Annotated in this window: 14 protein-coding genes; 11 read left to right on the forward strand and 3 right to left on the reverse strand. The window is 72.6% G+C overall.

Features of this window, described 5'->3' with window-relative positions; genetic code table 11:
- The first annotated feature begins 312 nt into the window (after positions 1-312).
- From CP978_RS10540 to CP978_RS10570, 7 genes are all read left to right on the forward strand, one after another.
- A complete protein-coding gene (locus CP978_RS10540; protein WP_043439730.1) occupies positions 313-1842 on the forward strand; it encodes a leucyl aminopeptidase in 1530 nt (509 codons plus the stop codon).
- Between the two features lie 381 nt (positions 1843-2223).
- Entirely contained in the window at positions 2224-3612 is a 1389-nt protein-coding gene (lpdA, locus tag CP978_RS10545; protein ID WP_043439732.1) for a dihydrolipoyl dehydrogenase, read from the forward strand.
- Positions 3613-3674: 62 nt separating this feature from the next.
- Positions 3675-5474, forward strand: coding sequence for a 2-oxoglutarate dehydrogenase, E2 component, dihydrolipoamide succinyltransferase (gene sucB, locus CP978_RS10550; protein ID WP_150478194.1), 1800 nt, complete (start codon positions 3675-3677; stop codon positions 5472-5474).
- Between the two features lie 447 nt (positions 5475-5921).
- Complete coding sequence (locus CP978_RS10555; RefSeq protein ID WP_043439740.1) at positions 5922-6545, forward strand: GntR family transcriptional regulator; 624 nt, start codon at positions 5922-5924, stop codon at positions 6543-6545.
- Between the two features lie 278 nt (positions 6546-6823).
- On the forward strand, positions 6824-9526 hold the full coding sequence (gene aceE / locus CP978_RS10560) for a pyruvate dehydrogenase (acetyl-transferring), homodimeric type (RefSeq protein ID WP_043439742.1): 2703 nt from the start codon (positions 6824-6826) through the stop codon (positions 9524-9526).
- Positions 9527-9618: 92 nt separating this feature from the next.
- A complete protein-coding gene (locus CP978_RS10565; RefSeq protein WP_043439744.1) occupies positions 9619-10593 on the forward strand; it encodes a helix-turn-helix transcriptional regulator in 975 nt (324 codons plus the stop codon).
- 54 nt (positions 10594-10647) lie between these two features.
- A complete protein-coding gene (locus CP978_RS10570; RefSeq protein ID WP_043439746.1) occupies positions 10648-11166 on the forward strand; it encodes a DUF4240 domain-containing protein in 519 nt (172 codons plus the stop codon).
- Between the two features lie 8 nt (positions 11167-11174).
- Here the strand turns inward: CP978_RS10570 and CP978_RS10575 are convergent, their stop codons facing one another.
- Positions 11175-11981 (reverse strand): peptidoglycan recognition protein family protein, encoded by an 807-nt coding sequence (locus CP978_RS10575; RefSeq protein ID WP_079162081.1) that lies wholly within the window; start codon positions 11979-11981, stop codon positions 11175-11177.
- A gap of 187 nt (positions 11982-12168) precedes the next feature.
- Here CP978_RS10575 and CP978_RS10580 point away from each other — a divergent pair, with 187 nt between their 5' ends.
- Entirely contained in the window at positions 12169-13359 is a 1191-nt protein-coding gene (locus tag CP978_RS10580; protein ID WP_043439747.1) for a MarP family serine protease, read from the forward strand.
- A gap of 32 nt (positions 13360-13391) precedes the next feature.
- On the opposite strand, the gene CP978_RS10585 is transcribed toward CP978_RS10580, so the two are convergent.
- Positions 13392-13880, reverse strand: a complete 489-nt coding sequence (locus CP978_RS10585) for a GNAT family N-acetyltransferase (protein ID WP_043448381.1) — start codon at positions 13878-13880, stop codon at positions 13392-13394.
- Between the two features lie 71 nt (positions 13881-13951).
- On the opposite strand from CP978_RS10585, the gene CP978_RS10590 reads away from it, so the two are divergent.
- Together CP978_RS10590 and CP978_RS10595 are read left to right on the forward strand one after the other, a co-directional pair.
- On the forward strand, positions 13952-14854 hold the full coding sequence (locus tag CP978_RS10590; RefSeq protein ID WP_043439749.1) for a TIGR01777 family oxidoreductase: 903 nt from the start codon (positions 13952-13954) through the stop codon (positions 14852-14854).
- 210 nt (positions 14855-15064) lie between these two features.
- Positions 15065-16483: an NAD(P)/FAD-dependent oxidoreductase gene (locus tag CP978_RS10595; RefSeq protein WP_043439752.1), complete on the forward strand. Its 1419-nt coding sequence runs from the start codon at positions 15065-15067 to the stop codon at positions 16481-16483.
- Between the two features lie 3 nt (positions 16484-16486).
- On the opposite strand, the gene CP978_RS10600 is transcribed toward CP978_RS10595, so the two are convergent.
- Positions 16487-17962 (reverse strand): NsdA family TPR-like regulatory protein, encoded by a 1476-nt coding sequence (locus CP978_RS10600; RefSeq protein ID WP_043439755.1) that lies wholly within the window; start codon positions 17960-17962, stop codon positions 16487-16489.
- 309 nt (positions 17963-18271) lie between these two features.
- Between CP978_RS10600 and lipB the strand changes: the two genes are divergently transcribed.
- Positions 18272-19069 carry a lipoyl(octanoyl) transferase LipB gene (gene lipB / locus CP978_RS10605; protein WP_043439757.1) on the forward strand — a complete coding sequence of 266 codons (798 nt, stop codon included), beginning with the start codon at positions 18272-18274 and terminating at the stop codon, positions 19067-19069.
- Positions 19070-19189: the final 120 nt, after the last annotated feature.

Below are 19189 nucleotides of genomic sequence, written 5' to 3' on the forward strand. Positions count from 1 at the left end.
GGACTCACGGACGGACTCCAGGAGGTGCGGCGGCGTACCCGGAGATGATCCCTCAGGAACGCTCCGCGTCGGTACCTCCTCACCGAGGGTGAGCGGCAGGGGTGTTGGGGCGGCCACCGCCGGGACGCGGGGCCGGGAGATCGGGACGTACCTGTGAGAATGGCGAAAACGACCCCCGAGCGTAGGCTCGTGACGGACGTTTCCCTGCCCAGGTGAAGACCGGACGATCGGAACAATCTAGGGTCGGGTCCGGGCCGGCCGACCCCATCCGTTCGGCCAAGAGAACTCAATCGGAAGCGAGAATTCACCACAGTGACTGCTCTCACTCTCAGCACCGCCGCCGCTGCCGGCCTGAGCGCCGACGCGATCGTGGTCGGTGTAGCGAAGGGCGCCGAGGGCCCGGTCGTCGCACCGGGCGCCGAGGCCGTGGACCAGGCGTACGACGGTACGCTCGCCGCCGTCCTGGAGACCCTGGGCGCCTCGGGCGCCGAGGGTGAGGTGACCAAGCTGCCCGCGCCCGCCGGCTTCAAGACGCCCGTCGTGGTGGCGGTGGGCCTCGGTGCCGAGCCCGAGCAGGGCGAGTCCTTCACCGCGGAGGCGCTGCGCCGCGCCGCCGGTTCCGCCGCCCGTGCGCTCGCCGGTTCCGAGAAGGCCGTCTTCGCCCTGCCGGTCACGGACGCCGACGACACCGGCGCCGTCGGCGAGGGCGCGCTGCTCGGCGCGTACTCCTTCGACGCGTACAAGGAGAACGGCCGGAACGGCAAGAACGCCAAGAACGGCAAGGCCCCGCTCACCGAGGTCGTACTGCTCGGCGGCAAGCCCCGCGAGGCGGCGTACAAGGCGGCCGTGGAGCGTGTGACCGCCGTCGCCGAGGAGCTCAACCGCGCCCGCGACCTGATCAACACGCCCCCGAACGACCTGACCCCGGCACACTTCGCGGCCGTCGCGCAGACCGCGGCCGAGGAGCACGGCCTCACGGTGCAGGTGCTCGACGAGAAGGCGCTCGCCGAGGGCGGCTACGGCGGCATCCTCGGGGTCGGCGCGGGCTCGGCCGCCGCTCCCCGCCTGGTGAAGCTGTCCTACGCGCACCCCGAGGCGGACAAGCACCTCGCGCTCGTCGGCAAGGGCATCACCTACGACTCGGGCGGCATCTCGCTCAAGCCGGCCGGCCACAACGAGACCATGAAGTGCGACATGAGCGGCGCCGCCGCGGTGTTCGCCGCGGTCGTGGCCGCCGCCCGTCTCGGCCTCAAGGTCAAGGTCACCGGCTGGCTGGCGCTCGCCGAGAACATGCCGTCCGGCTCGGCCACCCGCCCCGGCGATGTGCTGCGCATGTACAGCGGCAAGACCGTCGAGGTCCTCAACACGGACGCCGAGGGCCGGCTGGTGCTCGCCGACGCGCTGTGGGCGGCCTCGGAGGAGGAGCCGGACGCGATCGTGGACGTGGCGACCCTGACCGGCGCGATGATGCTGGCGCTCGGCAGCCGCACCTTCGGGATCATGGCGAACGACGACGCGTTCCGCACCGCGATCCACGAGGCCGCCGCGGAGGTCGGCGAGGAGACCTGGCCGATGCCGCTGCCCGAGCACCTGCGCAAGGGCATGGAGTCCCCCACGGCCGACATCGCCAACATGGGCGAGCGGATGGGCGGCGGCCTGGTCGCCGGTCTGTTCCTGAAGGAGTTCGTCGGCGAGGGCATCACCTGGGCCCACCTCGACATCGCCGGTCCCGCCTTCAACGAGCAGGCCCCCTTCGGCTACACCCCGAAGGGCGGCACGGGTTCCGCGGTCCGCACCCTGGTCCGCCTCGCCGAACTGGCCGCGGCGGGCGACCTGGGCTGAGCCGCCCGACCGGGACCAGGTCCGCCTCCGGGCGCTCCGTCCCGGTCCGCACGGCCGGGGCCCCGCCCCGGCCGGGCCGAGGCTCGCACCGGCCCCGGGCTCCTCGGAGCCCGGGGCCGCCGTCATGCCGTACCGTGCACGTCGTACCGTGGGACGCCTCGACGAAATGCGTACGATCCACCACCGTCGCGACCTCCCAGACGTGATGGATCAGACGTCCCACACACCGGCCCGGCGTCTCCACGGCCTTCGACAAGTGCGAAGATGGGGCCTGGCAGGACAGGGCCCCCACCGAAGGGCCGAAGCAATGAGCGGCCGGACACCAGCCGCCTGCCGGTCGACGGAGACCGGCGTACGGCGCACATGCATGGAGGACGTGACGTGGCGAACGACGCCAGCACCGTTTTCGACCTAGTGATCCTCGGCGGTGGCAGCGGTGGTTACGCCGCGGCCCTGCGCGGGGCTCAGCTGGGCCTGGACGTCGCCCTGATCGAGAAGGACAAGGTCGGCGGCACCTGCCTGCACCGGGGCTGCATCCCCACCAAGGCTCTGCTGCACGCCGGAGAGATCGCCGATCAGGCCCGCGAGAGCGAGCAGTTCGGTGTCAAGGCCAGCTTCGAGGGCATCGACGTACCGGCCGTCCACAAGTACAAGGACGAGGTCATCTCGGGCCTGTACAAGGGTCTGCAGGGCCTGATCGCCTCCCGCAAGGTGACCTACATCGAGGGTGAGGGCCGGCTGTCCTCCCCGACCTCGGTCGACGTCAACGGACAGCGGATCCAGGGTCGCCACGTCCTCCTGGCGACCGGCTCCGTGCCGAAGTCGCTGCCCGGCCTGGCGATCGACGGCAACCGCATCATCTCCTCGGACCACGCCCTCGTCCTGGACCGTGTGCCGAAGTCCGCGATCATCCTCGGCGGCGGCGTCATCGGCGTCGAGTTCGCCTCCGCCTGGAAGTCCTTCGGTGCCGATGTCACCGTCATCGAGGGCCTGAAGCACCTCGTCCCGGTCGAGGACGAGAACTCCTCCAAGCTGCTGGAGCGCGCCTTCCGCAAGCGCGGGATCAAGTTCAGCCTCGGCACCTTCTTCCAGAAGGCCGAGTACACCCAGGACGGCGTGAAGGTCACCCTCGCCGACGGCAAGGAGTTCGAGGCCGAGGTCCTCCTCGTCGCCGTCGGCCGCGGCCCGGTCTCCCAGGGCCTGGGCTACGAGGAGGCCGGGGTCGCCATGGACCGCGGCTATGTCCTCGTCGACGAGTACATGCGCACCAACGTCCCGACCGTCTCCGCCGTCGGTGACCTGGTCCCGACGCTCCAGCTCGCCCACGTCGGCTTCGCCGAGGGCATCCTGGTCGCGGAGCGCCTGGCCGGCCTGAAGACCGTTCCGATCGACTACGACGGTGTTCCGCGGGTGACGTACTGCCACCCGGAAGTCGCCTCCGTCGGCATCACCGAGGCCAAGGCCAAGGAGATCTACGGCGCGGACAAGGTCGTCGCCCTGAAGTACAACCTCGCGGGCAACGGCAAGAGCAAGATCCTCAAGACCGCGGGCGAGATCAAGCTCGTCCAGGTCAAGGACGGTGCCGTGGTCGGCGTCCACATGGTCGGCGACCGCATGGGCGAGCAGGTCGGCGAGGCCCAGCTGATCTACAACTGGGAGGCGCTGCCCGCCGAGGTCGCCCAGCTCATCCACGCCCACCCGACGCAGAACGAGGCGATGGGCGAGGCGCACCTGGCGCTGGCCGGCAAGCCGCTGCACTCCCACGACTGACGCCTTCCGTTCCCGGGCGCGACGACACAGACTTCCGCAATTCCTAAGGAGCAACCGAAACCATGGCGGTTTCCGTAACCCTTCCGGCGCTCGGTGAGAGCGTCACCGAGGGCACAGTCACCCGCTGGCTGAAGGCCGAGGGCGAGCGCGTCGAGGCCGACGAGCCGCTGCTCGAGGTCTCGACCGACAAGGTCGACACCGAGATCCCGGCGCCCGCAGCCGGCGTGCTGACCTCGATCAAGGTCGCCGAGGACGAGACCGTCGAGGTCGGCGCCGAGCTGGCCGTCATCGACGACGGCACGGGCGCGCCCGCCGCCGCGCCGGCTCCGGCCGCCGCCGAGGCGCCCGCCCCGGCCCCGGTCCCCGAGCCCGTCCCGGCTCCGGCTCCGGTCGCCGCGGCTCCGGCCGCCCCGGCCCCCGCTGCCGCCCCCGCCGGTGCCGCCCAGGGCACCGATGTGGTGCTGCCCGCGCTCGGTGAGTCGGTCACCGAGGGCACCGTCACCCGCTGGCTGAAGTCGGTGGGCGACACCGTGGACGCCGACGAGCCGCTGCTCGAGGTCTCCACGGACAAGGTCGACACCGAGATCCCGGCGCCCACCGCCGGCGTGCTGCTGGAGATCGTGGTCGGCGAGGACGAGACCGCCGAGGTCGGCGCCAAGCTGGCCGTCATCGGTCAGCCGGGTGCCGCCCCCGCCGCCGCACCGGCTCCGGCCGCCCCGGCTCCGGCTCCGGCCGCCGCCGCTCCGGCCCCTGCCCCCGCCGCTCCGGCTCCGGCGCCCGCCCCCGTGGCCCCGGCGCCCGCGACTGCCGCTCCGGCCCCGGTCGCCGCCGCCCCGGCTGCGGCTGCCCCGGCCGCACCGGCTCCGGCTCCGACTCCCGCGCCCGCCCCGGCTCCGGTCGCCCCGGCGGCTCCCGCCCCGGCCGCGCCCGTGGACGAGGGCGCCTATGTGACCCCGCTGGTGCGCAAGCTCGCCGCCGAGAACGGCGTGGACCTGGCCGGCGTCAAGGGCACCGGCGTCGGCGGCCGTATCCGCAAGCAGGACGTCATCGCCGCGGCCGAGGCCGCCAAGGCCGCCGCCGCCCCGGCTCCGGCCGCCGCTGCCCCGGCCGCCCGGAAGACCCCGGTCCTGGAGGTCTCCCCGCTGCGTGGCCAGACCGTCAAGATGACCCGGATCCGCAAGGTCATCGGCGACAACATGGTCAAGGCCCTGCACGAGCAGGCGCAGCTGTCCTCGGTGGTCGAGGTCGACGTCACGCGGCTGATGAAGCTGCGCGCCCAGTCCAAGGACGCGTTCGCCGCCCGCGAGGGCGTCAAGCTCTCCCCGATGCCGTTCTTCGTGAAGGCGGCGGCCCAGGCGCTGAAGGCCCACCCGGTCATCAACGCCCGGATCAACGAGGCCGAGGGCACCATCACGTACTTCGACACGGAGAACATCGGCATCGCCGTGGACTCCGAGAAGGGTCTGATGACCCCGGTCATCAAGTACGCCGGTGACCTCAACATCGCCGGTATCTCCAAGGCCACCGCCGACCTGGCGGCCAAGGTCCGCGGCAACAAGATCACGCCGGACGAGCTGGCCGGTGCGACCTTCACCATCAGCAACACCGGTTCGCGCGGCGCGCTCTTCGACACGATCATCGTGCCGCCGGGTCAGGTCGCGATCCTCGGCATCGGCGCCACGGTCAAGCGCCCGGCCGTCATCGAGACGGAGGAGGGCACGGTCATCGGCATCCGCGACATGACCTATCTGACCCTCTCCTACGACCACCGTCTGGTGGACGGCGCCGACGCCGCCCGCTACCTGACCGAGGTCAAGGGGATCCTGGAGGCCGGCGAGTTCGAGGTCGAGCTCGGCCTCTGAGCCACCGCAGGGTGACCAACCGTCGCGGCGCCCCCGTCCGGAATCCTCCGGGCGGGGGCGCCCGCTTTTCACCGCGCACGCCGCCACCCGGGGGGGCGACACCGTGCTTCCGGGGCGTGTAAGTCTCGTCTCACCTGCACGGGAGCGCCCCGAAGCGCCCTTCCCGATCGGAGTTGCGGCCTTATTGTCTAAGACTGACCGGCACGTGAGGGTGGGAGAAGGAGCGGGACCGGGTGCGTGCAGCTGCAAGGCGGAGGATTGAGGCATGGCGGGGCCATGGCGATTGACGACAACGCCGCAGATGTGCGCGCCCAGCCCCGCGACGCCGCCCCCACGCGCCGGTCGGTCTCAACGTCGAACGCATTCGGGTCCCTCCCGTCGCCCGGCCACCGCACCTCGACGAGGCCTTCGGCCGCTGTACGTCGAGAACCTGCCGAAGGAGCCCTCATGACCGCGCCCGTCGTCCACTCGCTGCGCGAGCAGATCCGCGAGCACATCGTGGAGGGGATCGTCAGCGGGCGCTGGAAGCCGGGCGAGCGGATCGTGGAGCGGCGGATCGCCACGGAGCTGGAGGTCAGCCAGACACCGGTCCGGGAGGCGCTGCGGGAGCTGGAGTCGCTGCGGCTGATCGAGTCGGCGCCCAACAAGGGCGTACGGGTGCGGAATCTGACCGCCGCGGACCTGGAGGAGTCCTACCCCGTACGCGCCGGTCTCGAGGCCATAGCGGCGGAGCTGGCGGCGGAGCGGCTGGCACAGGACTGCTCGGCCCTCGAACCCCATGTCGCCGCGCTGTACGAGGCGGACCGCAGATCCGACGGCACGGGACAGGTGCGGCACACGGTGGGGTTCCACCGGGAGCTGGTGCGGGCGGCCGGCAACTCGGTGCTGCTGCACACCTGGGAGGGGCTGGGCATCGAGGTGTTCACCGCCCTGTCGATCCGGTGGCTGGGGACGGTCCAGCAGTCCTACGCCGAGGAGCACGAGGAGCTGGTGGCCGCGTTCCGCCGCCGGGACCCCCGGATCGCGGACATCGTCAAGGCCCATGTCCTCGGCTGCGCACCGCGGGCCTGAGCATGGACGAACCTCCGAGCGCACCCCCGCTCATCTGGGTCGCTACCTGCGAAAACATTGATCAACGGCGGCACCCGGTGCCTTCGTCGAAGGCACCGGGTGCCGACTTTCCTACGAACGGCAGGTTTTGACCCTCAAACCTTTGATCGATCATCGATCAGGGAGTTAGAGTCACCACGGGCTTCCACCCAAGCCCCAGCCCTGTCCTGCCATAGACCAAGGGCACCCCCGAACCCTTACCGATGAGGGAACCCCCTTCGACTGAGGAAGGCGGCGACATGACCGACCCCCACGCCATCCAGCCGAGCGAGCTCGACCAGCTCCCGGACCGTGACCCGGAGGAGACCGCCGAATGGCAGGCCTCGCTGGATGCCGTCGCCGAGGCGGCGGGGCCGCATCGTGCGGCGTATCTGATGCGTCGCACGCTGGAGCGCGCGGAGGGCAACGGCATCGCGCTGCCGAAGCTCCTCGAGACGGACTACGTCAACACCATCCCCACCTCCGCCGAACCGGCCGTGCCCGGTGACGAGGCCCTGGAGGCCCGGATCACCGCGTGGAACCGCTGGAACGCGGCCGCGATGGTGACCCGTGGCAGCAAGCACGGCGTCGGCGGCCACATCGCCACCTTCGCCTCCGCCGCCTGGCTCTACGAGGTCGGCTTCAACCACTTCTTCCACGGCAAGGAGGGGGACGGCTCCGGCGACCAGCTCTACATCCAGGGCCACGCCTCCCCCGGCATCTACGCCCGCGCGTTCCTCGACGGCCGCCTGGACGAGACGCACCTGGACAACTTCCGCCAGGAGGCCGGCGGCAGCGGTCTGCCCTCCTACCCGCACCCGCGCCGGCTGCCCTGGCTGTGGGAGTTCCCCACCGTCTCCATGGGTCTCGGCCCGCTGTCGGCGATCTACCAGGCGCGCTTCAACCGCTACCTCACCCACCGCGGCATCAAGGACCTCTCGTCCTCGCACGTATGGGCGTTCCTCGGCGACGGCGAGATGGACGAGCCGGAGGCCATGGCGGCGATCTCGCTGGCCGCGCGTGAGGAGCTGGACAACCTCACCTTCGTCATCAACTGCAACCTGCAGCGCCTCGACGGCCCGGTCCGCGCCAACTTCAAGATCGTGCAGGAGCTGGAGGGCCGGTTCCGCGGCGCCGGCTGGAACGTCGTCAAGTCGCTCTGGGGCACCGCCTGGGACGAGCTGTTCGCGCTCGACACCACCGGCGCGCTGGTCCGCCGGCTGCGCGAGGTCCCGGACGCGCAGCTGCAGACGTACCAGACCCGCGACGCCGCCTACATCCGCGCGGACTTCTTCGGCAAGGAGCCGGCGCTCGCCCAGATGGCACAGCTGCTGAGCGACGACAAGATCCTCGAGTGCTTCCACCTCTCCCGCGGTGGTCACGAGGCGCGCAAGGTCTATGCCGCGTACCGGGCGGCCCTGGCGCACAAGGGCGCGCCGACGGTCATCCTGGCCCAGACGGTCAAGGGCTTCACGCTCGGCACCGGCTTCGCGTCCAAGAACGCCAACCACCAGATGAAGAAGCTGACGGTGGACGAGTTCAAGACGATGCGTGACCTGCTCGAACTCCCCATCCCCGACAGCGACTTCGCCGACGGCACGGTCCCCTACGGCCGCCCGGGCGCCGACTCCCCCGAGATCCGCTACCTCCAGGAGCGCCGCGCGGCCCTCGGCGGCCCGGCCCCGGCCCGCCGCGTCCACCCGGTGGCCCCGCTGCCGGCCCCGGCCGACAAGGCGTTCGCCGCCTTCGACAAGGGCTCGGGCTCGCAGAACGTCGCCACCACGATGGCGTTCGTCCGCCTGGTCAAGGACCTGGTGCGCGACAAGGAGACCGGGAAGCGCTGGGTGCCGATCGTCCCCGACGAGGCGCGCACCTTCGGCATGGAGTCGCTGTTCCCGTCGCTCGGCATCTACTCGCCCAAGGGGCAGACGTACGAGCCGGTCGACCGCGACCAGCTGATGTACTACAAGGAGGCCGAGAACGGCCAGATCCTCAACGAGGGGATCACCGAGGCCGGTTCGATGGCCGACTTCATCGCCGCGGCGTCGTCGTACTCAACGCACGGCGAGCCGATGATCCCGTTCTACATCTTCTACTCGATGTTCGGCTGGCAGCGCACGGCCGACCAGATGTGGCAGCTCGGCGACCAGCTGGGCCGCGGCTTCCTGATCGGCGCCACGGCCGGCCGCACCACGCTGACCGGTGAAGGCCTCCAGCACGCCGACGGCCACTCCCCCGCCATCGCCGCGACCAACCCGGCCGCGCTCACCTACGACCCGGCGTTCGCCTATGAGATCGCGGTGATCGTGAAGGACGGTCTGCGCCGTATGTACGGGCAGCCGGCGCCGGGCGAGGACCAGGACGTCTTCTACTACCTCACGGTCTACAACGAGCCGCTGCCGCAGCCCGCGAAGCCCGCGCTGCAGGGCGTCGACGAAGCCATCGTCAAGGGTCTGTACCGCTTCAACACCGCCGAGTCGGCGGGGCTCTCGCCCGCTGCCAACGCCCCGCGCATCCAGCTGCTGGGCTCCGGCACGGCGATCCACTGGGCGCTCGACGCCCAGCGGCTGCTCGCCGAGGAGTGGGGCGTCGCGGCGGACGTGTGGTCGGCGACCTCCTGGGGCGAGCTGCGGCGCGACGCCATGGAGGCGGACGCGGCGCTGCTGCGCGGCGAGGACCGGGTGCCCTACGTCCGTCAGGCGCTCCAGGGCGCCGAGGGCCCGGTGCTCGCGGTCTCGGACTACATGCGCCAGGTCCCGGACCAGATCGCGCAGTGGGTCGAGCAGGACTACACCTCGCTGGGTACCGACGGCTTCGGTCTGTCGGACACCCGTGACGCGGCCCGCCGCCACTTCGGCGTCGACGCCCAGTCGATCGTCGTCGCGGCCCTGGCCCAGCTCGCCCGGCGCGGCGAGGTCCAGGCCACGGCCGTGAAGGAGGCGCGGGAGCGCTACGGCCTGTAAAAGGCCCGGTCACCGGCCAAGGTGAACAAGGTGAAGGGGTACGGCGGCCGCCGTACCCCTTCGCTGTCGGTGGGGCCCGGCATCATGACCTCATGCGTGCCGCTCGTCTGATCACCATGGTGCTGCTGCTCCAGTCCCGTCCCGCGATGACCGCCGCCGAGCTGGCCCGGGAGCTGGAGGTCTCCGAGCGGACCGTCGCCCGGGACGCCCAGGCGCTGTCGGAGGCGGGGATCCCGGTGTACGCCGACCGGGGGCGGGCCGGCGGCTACCGGCTGATCGGCGGGTACCGCACCAGGCTGACCGGGCTGGCCCGGGGCGAGGCCGAGGCGCTGTTCCTCAGCGGCGTCCCCCAGGCGCTGCGCGAGATGGGTCTGGCGGACGCGGCCCTGGCCGCCCGGCTGAAGGTGTCCGCGGCCCTGCTGCCCTCGCTGCGCGACGCCTCCCGCACGGCGGCGCAGCGCTTCCATCTGGACGCGCCCGCCTGGTTCCGGAGTCCCGAGGCTCCGCCGCTGCTGCCTGCGGTGGCGGACGCGGTGTGGGACGACCGGCGGATCACCGCGCGGTACCGCCGGGGCGAGGACGTGGTGGAGCGGCGGCTGGAGCCGTACGGGCTCGTGCTGAAGGCAGGGGTCTGGTACCTGTGCGCGCGGCCGGCGGGGCACGACGCGTTCCGGGTGTACCGCGTCGACCGGTTGACGGCCGTGGCGGCGGACGAGGAGCGGTTCGCCCGGGACGCCGGTTTCGATCTGCCCGCCTTCTGGGCGGAGCGGGCGGAGCAGTTCGCCCGTTCCCTGCTGCGCGCCGAGGTCGTGGTGCGGTTGTCCGAGGAGGGCGTACGCCGGCTGCCGGGCGCCGTCGATCCGGCCGGGGCCCGGGAAGCCCTGGAGGGCGCGGGCGCCCCGGACGAGCGGGGCCGGGTGACGGTGACCCTGCCGGTGGAGTCCGAGGAGGTCGCGCACGGGCAACTGACGGCGCTGGGTCCCGAGGCCGAGGTGCTGGCCCCGGAGGGGCTGCGGGCGCGGTTCGCGAGCGATGCGCGGCGGCTCGCGGGGCTCTACGCCCCCTGAGGGTCCCGCACTCCGCATGCGCCCCGCCCGCCGAGGCCCGATGCTGGTCCCGTGATGGACGAGACGGAGTTCTGGGAGCTGGTGGACGCCGGCCGGGAGGCCGCCGACGGGGACCCGGACGAACAGGCCGACCAGCTCGTCCGACGGCTGCTGGAGCTGGATCCGGAGGCGATCCTGGACTTCGCACGGCACTTCGAGTCCCGCTACAACCGCGCCTACCGCTGGGATCTGTGGGGCGCCGCCTGGGTGCTGCTCGACGGGGCGAGCGACGACGCGTTCGACTTCTTCCGGTGCTGGCTGATCGGCCAGGGCCGGGAGGTCTTCGAGGGTGCCCTGCACGATCCGGACTCGCTCGCCGATCTGCTGGAGGACTTCGACGACGAGATCGACGGCGACGGCGAGGAACTCGGCTATGCGGCGGACGAGGCGTACGAGCGGCTCACCGGGACCGTGGCCCCCGACCTGGGCCTCCCGCCCGCCCCCTCCGAACCGGAGGGCACACCCTTCGACCTGGAGAACGAGTCCGGACTCGCGGACCGCTACCCCGCGCTGTGGAACCGCTTCAGGGAGTGAGTCCCCGATCAGTGCCGGCCCTGGAGACGGGCGGCCCGCTCCCTGATCGAGGGGAGCAGGGCGCTGAGGGCCGCACCGGGGCAGCTGGTGCGATAGCCCTCGTTGTGGCCCGCGAGGGCGTGCAGCAGAGCGGTGGTGCCCGCCTTGTAGAGGCTGCCGCCGTCGCTGGAGACCAGCCGGACCTTGCTGCGCGGGTCGATGTCGGCCAGCCCCAGCTTCCAGGCAGCGACGGCGGCGATCGCCTCGGTCATCGCCCGGGGCACCGGAACGCCCGCCGTGAAGGTGCCGATGGCGGCGATGCCCGCGGTGCGGTGGTTGAAGCCCAGGGTGTGGGCGCCGATGACGGGGCGGTCGATCCCGCCCGCGCGGCCCTCGTAGATCGTGCCGCAGCGGTCCACAAGAAAGTTGTAGCCGATGTCGTCCCATTTACGGATGCCGGTCTGGCCCGCGTAGAAGGACCGGATGATACGGGGGGCGTCGGCACATCTATAGGTGTTGGGCGAGTCGGTGTGGTGCACGAAGACGGCGACGACCCGGTCGTCGTAGTGCGGATGCGGCTGGCCGGGTGCGCCCGCGCCGGCCCAGACCGCCCTCGGCACGATGCGCGGCTCGGGCGCCCTGTGGACCACGGGGGACCTGGCCACCACCGGCCGCGGGGGACGGACCGCCACCGAGTGCTCGGCACCGACGGCACACACCACCAGCGCGAGCACGGCCCCGGCCCCGGGCACACAGCCGAGGAGCAGCAGGGCGGCGCCCCTGATCCCGGCGGGACGCCGGTTGCGGGGCGCCGGCGCTCTTCGGAAGACACGCATGGGGCCACTCTCTGCCGGGCACACCCCATCCGCGATGTGTGGAGTGCCACCTGGTGGAACCATCGTCCCGTTCCGAGACGTTTCTACAGGTCGAGACGTGTGTGCCCGAAGTGCGGGCACACACGCGTATGGCTGATCACTGGGCTCCCGCGGCGCGTACTGAGGGGTCCGAGAGAAAGGCGGCTCCATGGCCCTGCTCGACATCCTGATCGTGCTGGTGATCCTGGCCTATGCGGCGTCCGGCTACCGGCGGGGGCTGGTGGCCGGGTGCGTCTCGCTGGCCGGTTTCGTGGGCGGTGCCGCCGTCGGCGTGTGGATCCTGCCCTGGGTGATGGATCTGGTGGGTGTGACCCGGGGGACGACCGCGGCGACGGTGACCGCGGTGTTCACGGTGCTGGTCCCGGCGGCGGTGGGGCACGAGCTGGCGGGACGCCTCGCGCTGAAGCTGCGGCGCGAGCTGGACCACGGGCCGCTGCGGGTGGCCGACGGGGTCGGCGGGGCGGCGGCCAACGTGGTGGCCGTGCTGATCGTGGCCTGGGTGGCCGCGAGCGTCCTCGGCGCCTCCTCCTCGTCGCTGGTCACCGGGGCGATCCGGGACTCACGCCTGCTGGCCGGCGTGCAGAACGCGATGCCGGACACCACTCCGGCCTGGTTCTCGCGCGCCACCTCCACGCTCACCGAGGCGGGCTTCCCCCAGGTCTTCAACCCGTTCGAGAACGAGCCGGCGGTGGAGGTCGCCAAGCCGTCCGGGGACAGCGTCACGGCGAGCGCCACCAACGCCGCGAAGCTCAGCACGGTGAAGGTCGAGGGCGCCTCGGGCACCGAGGGCCGGGAGGGCAGCGGCTTCGTGTACGCGGCGCAGCATGTGATGACCAACGCCCATGTCGTGGCGGGCATCGACCACCCGACCGTCCGGGTCGGCGGCGTGGGCCCCGCGTACGCGGCACGGGTGGTGCTCTTCGATCCGGACCGGGATGTGGCCGTGCTCTATGTGCCCTCTCTGCACGCGCCCGTGCTGCGCTTCGACGACGGCGCCAAGCGCGGGGACGCGGCCGTGGTCGCGGGCTATCCCCAGGACGGCGGGCTGACGCTGCGGGCGGCCACGGTCGCGGGGCGTATCCAGGCCAGGGGCCAGAACATCTACAACACCGACATCGTCACCCGGGAGATCTACTCGGTCCGCTCGACCGTCCTGCCCGGCAACTCCGGCGGCCCGCTGCTCACCACCGACGGCCGGGTCTACGGCGTGGTCTTCGCCCGCTCCACCTCGGACCAGGAGACGGGGTACGTCCTGACGGCCGACGAGGTCGCGCCCGACGCCACCCGCGCGGCCCGGGCCACGGTGGCGGTGGACACCGGCGCCCTGATCACCTCCTGAGCGCCGGGAGCCGGGAGGCCGACGGGCAGGGCCTACAGGGAGCGGCCCATCAGGACGTCGTCGACGTACTCGCCCTCGATCAGGAACTCCCCGGGCAGGATCCCCTCCACCACGAAGCCCTCGGCCTCGTACAGCCCCCGGGCCGGGGCGTTGTGGCCGAGGACCCGCAGGGTGAGGCGCCGTGCTCCACGCCGCCGGGACTCCTCCTGTGCGGCCCTCAGCAGCGCCCGGCCGACCCCCGCGCCGCGTGCCGCGTCGGCGACGGCCAGCCCCTGGATCTGCAGGACATGGGAGTTGCACTCCAGCGGTGTCGGGAACGCCAGCCGGAGGTAGCCGACGACGGCTCCGTCGAGCTCGGCCACCAGATGGTCCGACGGCCCGGACCGCTCCCTGAAGAACGGCCGGTACGGCGGCTCGGGGCGCGGCTGGACCGCGTGCAGCGGGGACCAGGTGTCCCGGTCGAGCCGGCCGAGCGGCTCCTCGTCCTCGAGGGTGGCCTGGCGTATGTACGGAGCGGGCATGAGGGTCACTGTACGGCGGCCGTACGGGGCCGTGACCGGCGTCCGGGGTGGACAGCGGGCAGGATGGGCGCATGGAACGTCTCCGCATCGCCGTGGCCGGTGCGTCCGGTCTGATCGGCAGTGCCCTGGTGCGGTCGCTGGCCGCGGACGGGCATCAGGTCGTGCGTCTGGTACGCCGTGCGGCCCGTGGCGCGTCCGAGGTCTGCTGGGACCCGGAACGGCAGTATGTCGACACGGCCGGGCTGGCCGGGTGTGACGCCGTGGTGAACCTGGCCGGGGCCGGCGTCGGCGACCACCGCTGGACGGACGCGTACAAGAAGAAACTGCGCGACAGCCGGGTGCTGGGCACGGCGGCGCTCGCCGAGGCGGTCGCCGCCCTGCCCGAGCCGCCGCGTGTCTTCGTCAGCGGCAGCGCGATCGGCTACTACGGCGAGACCGGGGACCGGGCGGTGGACGAGCAGGCCCCTCCCGGGGACGGCTTTCTGTCCTCGCTGTGCGTGGAGTGGGAGGAGGCCGCCGCCGCGGCACAGGAGGCGGACGTACGGACGGTGTTCGTCCGCACGGGTCTGGTGGTGGCCCGCGGCGGCGGGGCCTGGGGGCGGCTGTTCCCGCTGTTCAAGGCGGGGCTCGGCGGCCGGATGGGGGACGGCCGCCAGTACTGGTCGTTCATCTCGCTGCATGACGAGGTGGCGGCGATCCGTCATCTCATCGACGCCGAACACCTTTCCGGACCGTTCAACCTGACCGCCCCTCGTCCCCTGACCAACCGTGAGATCACGGCGGCGATGGGCCGCGTGCTGCACCGGCCCACGCCCTTCCCGGCGCCCGCCGGGGCGCTGCGCCTGATGCTCGGCGAGATGGCCGGGGATGTGCTCGGCAGCGCCCGGGTGCTGCCGACGCGACTGCTGGAGTCCGGATTCCGGTTCGCCTTCCCGGGCATCGAGGACTCCCTGCGGGCGGCGCTGCGCGCCTAGGGCGTGTTTCGAAAGTGCCGTCTGCCCCGGCACCACCGCTTCCCGGGCACCTTCGCTCCCCCCTCATGCGACCGTCGTGCGACCGTGCTCTGTGCGTGCGCGACTTCGCCCGGCCCGACGTGGACCTACGCTCGTCCAGAACTCGGGTATTCCGGACGCTCGTTGGGGGCATCACGTCCCCACCGGCCGCACAACCTCGGGGAGGTGCACGTGCTAGAGCCCGTGTATCAGGCGGATGTCGTCATCGTGGGAGCCGGGATCGCCGGCCTCGCGGCGGCCCACCGGTTGACCAGCGCTGGAGTGACGGCGGCGGTCCTGGAGGCCGCTCCGTGTGTCGGAGGCCGTATGGCGACCGAGAAGGTCGACGGGTTCCGGCTCGACCGGATCGGCCGTCTGCTCTCCACCTCGCAGCCCGAACTGCGCCCGGGTACGGGGCTCGACCCCCTCGTTCTGCGCCCCTTCGCACCCGGGGTCCTGGTGCACAGCGAGGGACGCCGTCATCGGGTGGCCCCGCCCCCGGCGGGAGGAGGCGCAGGGGGCGCACGCGGCGCGCTCAAAGCCGTACGCGCCCTCGCCAACGCGCCCCGCCTGAATTCCGCGCCCCGTGCGGGAATCGGCTCGGCCGTGGCACGCACCGTCCGTGCGAGGGCGGCGGGTTCACGCGCGGCGGCCTCGCGCCCCACGGCCCCGTTCGGCGGTGCGATGGACCAGGCCCGGACGGGTGCGATGCTCGCGCGTATCGCCGCCACGCCCGTGGAACGGCTGCTGGCCCGGCCCGAGTCATCCGCGGGGCGTGCGCTGGCGGATCGCGGGTTACCCGCCCGTACCGTGGACGGCTTTCTGCGTCCGCTGCTCTCCGCCCTGCTGTACGACCCGGAGCTGACCACCTCCAGCCGCTGCGCCGACCTCGCGCTGCGCGCCTTCGCGAGCGGCCGGCTGGGGATGCCCGAGGGCGGGGCGGACGCCCTGCCGGAGCTGCTGGCACGGGCGCTGCCTCCGGGCACCGTGCACACCGGGGTCCGCGCCACCTCGGTCTCCACGACCTCGGTGACCACCGCCGACCACGGGGAGTTCCGCTGCCGTGCCGTCCTGGTGGCCACCGATGCGCACGCCGCCGCGGAGCTGCTGCCCGGGCTGCGCGTCCCGGACTTCCACCCGGTCACCGTCGTCCACCACACCATGACCGACCCTCCGCAGACCGGCGCCTCGCTGCTGCTGGACGCCGACCGCGGCGGGCCGGTGGCACACACGGCGGTGGTCAGCCTGGTGGACCCGTCCCGGGCGCCGGCCGGCCGGGCCCTGGTCTCCTCCACGGTGCTCGGGACGCCCCCCGAGGACGTCGACGGTGCCGTGCGGGCCCAGCTGGCCCGGATGTACGGCATGCCGACGACGCGCTGGGAGACGCTCGCCGTGCACCACACGGCGCACGCCGTCCCGGCGATGCGTCCGCCGCACGATCCGCGCCGGCCGGTGCGGCTGCTGGCCGGGTTGTATGTGTGCGGCGACCACCGGGACACCAGCACGGTCCAGGGCGCGCTGCACTCCGGGCACCGGGCCGCGGCCGCCCTCCTGGCGGACCTGGGCGCGGGCCCGATGCACCTGGCGGAGCCGCTCCCCACGGCGGCCTGAGGCTCACTGGAACACGGCGACCTTGTCGCGGTACCCGCGCACCGGCGCCGCGTCCCGGTACGGCTCAAGACGGCGCTCGAAGTCGCGTACGTACTCGACCGCCCGCGCCGAGCGCATCTCCGACGCCTGCCCGGCGGCCTCGGCTCCCAGCTGGCAGGCCTGGTCGAGCTCGCCGAGGCCCAGCCGCGCCCCGGCGAGCACCACCCGGCAGAACAGCCGGCTGCGGGCGAACCCGGGCGCCCGCAGCCGGAGCGAGCGCTCGGCGTGCTGGACCGCCGCCCGGTACTGCTGCAGATCCCGGTGGCAGTGGCCGAACTCGTCGGCGAGCTGCGCCTCGTCGAAGAACCGTGCCCAGTACGGGGCCTCGTCGCCGGGCCGCACGGTCTCCAGGGCCCGCTCGGCCCGGACCAGGGAGGCCGTGCTCGCCCTGACCTCGCCCAGCACCCCGTGGCCGCGCGCCTCGACGGCGTGCAGCAGCGCCTGGACCACCGGCGGCGCCGAGGTGCCGACGCCCTGCTGCGCCACCCGTGCGAGCTGGACCGCCTCGCGCCCATGGCCGAGATAGACGGCCTGGCGGCTCATGGTGACCAGCACATACGCGCCGTACAGGCGGTCCCCGGCGGCCTGGGCGAGCCGCAGCGCCTGGACGAAGTAGCGCTGGGCCAGACCGTGCGCGCCGATGTCGTACGACGTCCAGCCGGCCAGCCGGGTCAGGTCGGCGGCCGCCGCGAACAGCCGACGGCCGGTCTGCTCGCCGTAGGTGCCGCGCAGCATGGGCTCCGCCTCGTGCTCCAGATAGCGCACCAGCGCCTGGCGGGCGTGGCCGCCGCCGTAGGCGTGGTCCAGGGCGCGGAACAGCTCGCCGACCGAGCGGAGCGCCGCGATGTCGCCGCCGCTCACCTTCTGGCCGGGGCCGCGCTCGGACTGGCCCCGCTGACGGGACGGGGATCCCCCCGGTTCGGGCACGGCCGAGGACTTGGGGGCCGCGGGGCGGCCCTGCGCGGGGATGCGGGGGCCCGGCTCGCCGCGGCCCACCCGGTCGTCGGCGCGGCCGATGAGCCAGTCCCGGCTGGGCACCACGAGCCCCGCCGGAGTGAAGGCGATCTTGCGCAGCTCGGCATGGCTGCCGGAGTCCTTGCGCCACAGGCCGCCGACGATGTCGACGGCCTCCTCCGGGGTGGCGGCGAACTCCAGGCCCGCGTACACCGGGGCGCAGGCGTCCAGGCCCAGGTCCTGTGCCGTGAGCCGGCGTCCCAGCCGCCGGGTGAACACCTCGGCGATCAGCGCGGGAGTGGTGCCGCGCGGCTGCTGTCCGCGCAGCCAGCGGGTCACCGAGGTCTTGTCGTATCTGAGGTCGAGCCCGTGTTCGAGGCCTAGCTGGTCGACGCGACGGGCGAGACCTGCGTTGGAGAACCCGGCTTCTGCGATGAGCGCGGCGAGCTGTCGGTTGGGGGTGCGCTGCGCGGGTCGTTCCGTCATCTGTGGTGCGGTCTCCTGCCTTTCGGGCCCCCACCGCGGCCCCCGGGGAGCGCGCATGTCTCCCCCGGACCACCGTGGCTCCCGGATCACGTGTGAACAGCCCTGATGGCCTCGTTGGACGGCGCGAATGTAGCGGAGAGTGAACGACCGCTTCCGGCCAATGACCTTCATTCATCCGATCGTGTGAGGATTGATCGATCGGCTGACGATCGGCCGGCGAACCCACCCGAGGGCATCCGCTCAGCGGCTGGACGTACAGTTGCGTGGGCGCTTTCGCGCCTTACGAAAGCTTCTAGGGAGGCGCTTGCCGTGAGTGAGCTGCGGTTCGTCCGGATGGGGTTCGGGGCGGAGGCCGTCGAGTACCAGCAGGCATGGGACGAACAGCGCCGGGTGCACGCCGCCCGCTTCGCGGACGAGATCCCGGACACCTGTCTGCTGCTGGAGCACCCCCCGGTCTACACGGCCGGACGGCGCACCGCGGACGAGGAGCGGCCCCTGGACGGCACGCCGGTGATCGACGTGGACCGCGGCGGCAAGATCACCTGGCACGGCCCGGGCCAGCTGGTGGGCTATCCCATCCAGAAGCTCCCCCGCCCCGTCGATGTCGTCGCCCATGTGCGCCGGCTCGAGGACGCCCTGATCCGCGTCTGCGCCGAGTTCGGCCTGGAGACCACCCGGGTCGAGGGCCGCAGCGGTGTGTGGGTGCTCGGGGACCCGGTGGCACAGCGCCCCTCGCTCGGCGGCCTCTCCCTGGACTTCGACCCCCGGCTGAACGACGAGGAGTTCGACCCCCGGCTGAACGGCCCCGAGTACGCGCCCTCCAACGCGGGCCAGCGCGGCGAGGACCGCAAGATCGCGGCGATCGGCATCCGCGTCGCCAAGGGCGTCACGATGCACGGCTTCGCGCTCAATGTGAACCCGGACAACGCCTGGTTCGACAAGATCATCCCGTGCGGTATCCGGGACGCGGGCGTCACCTCCCTGGCGAACGAGCTGGGCCGCGAGGTCACGATCGCGGAGGTGCTGCCGGTGGCGGAACGGCATCTGAAGGACGTACTGGAGAACGCGGAGCTGAAGCCGCGCGTCGTCGACAGGGCGACCGCCTGACGGGAACGGGGCCGCCCGGACGGATGAGATCCACTCCACCGGAGCGCGCCCGGCAGCCCGGGAAGGAACCGGGGTTCCCAGCGGTTGGCCTCCCCGGAAGAACCCAATAAAACACGGGCG

The organism is Streptomyces nodosus, from assembly GCF_008704995.1.
In the GTDB taxonomy this organism is placed as follows: Bacteria; Actinomycetota; Actinomycetes; order Streptomycetales; family Streptomycetaceae; genus Streptomyces; species Streptomyces nodosus.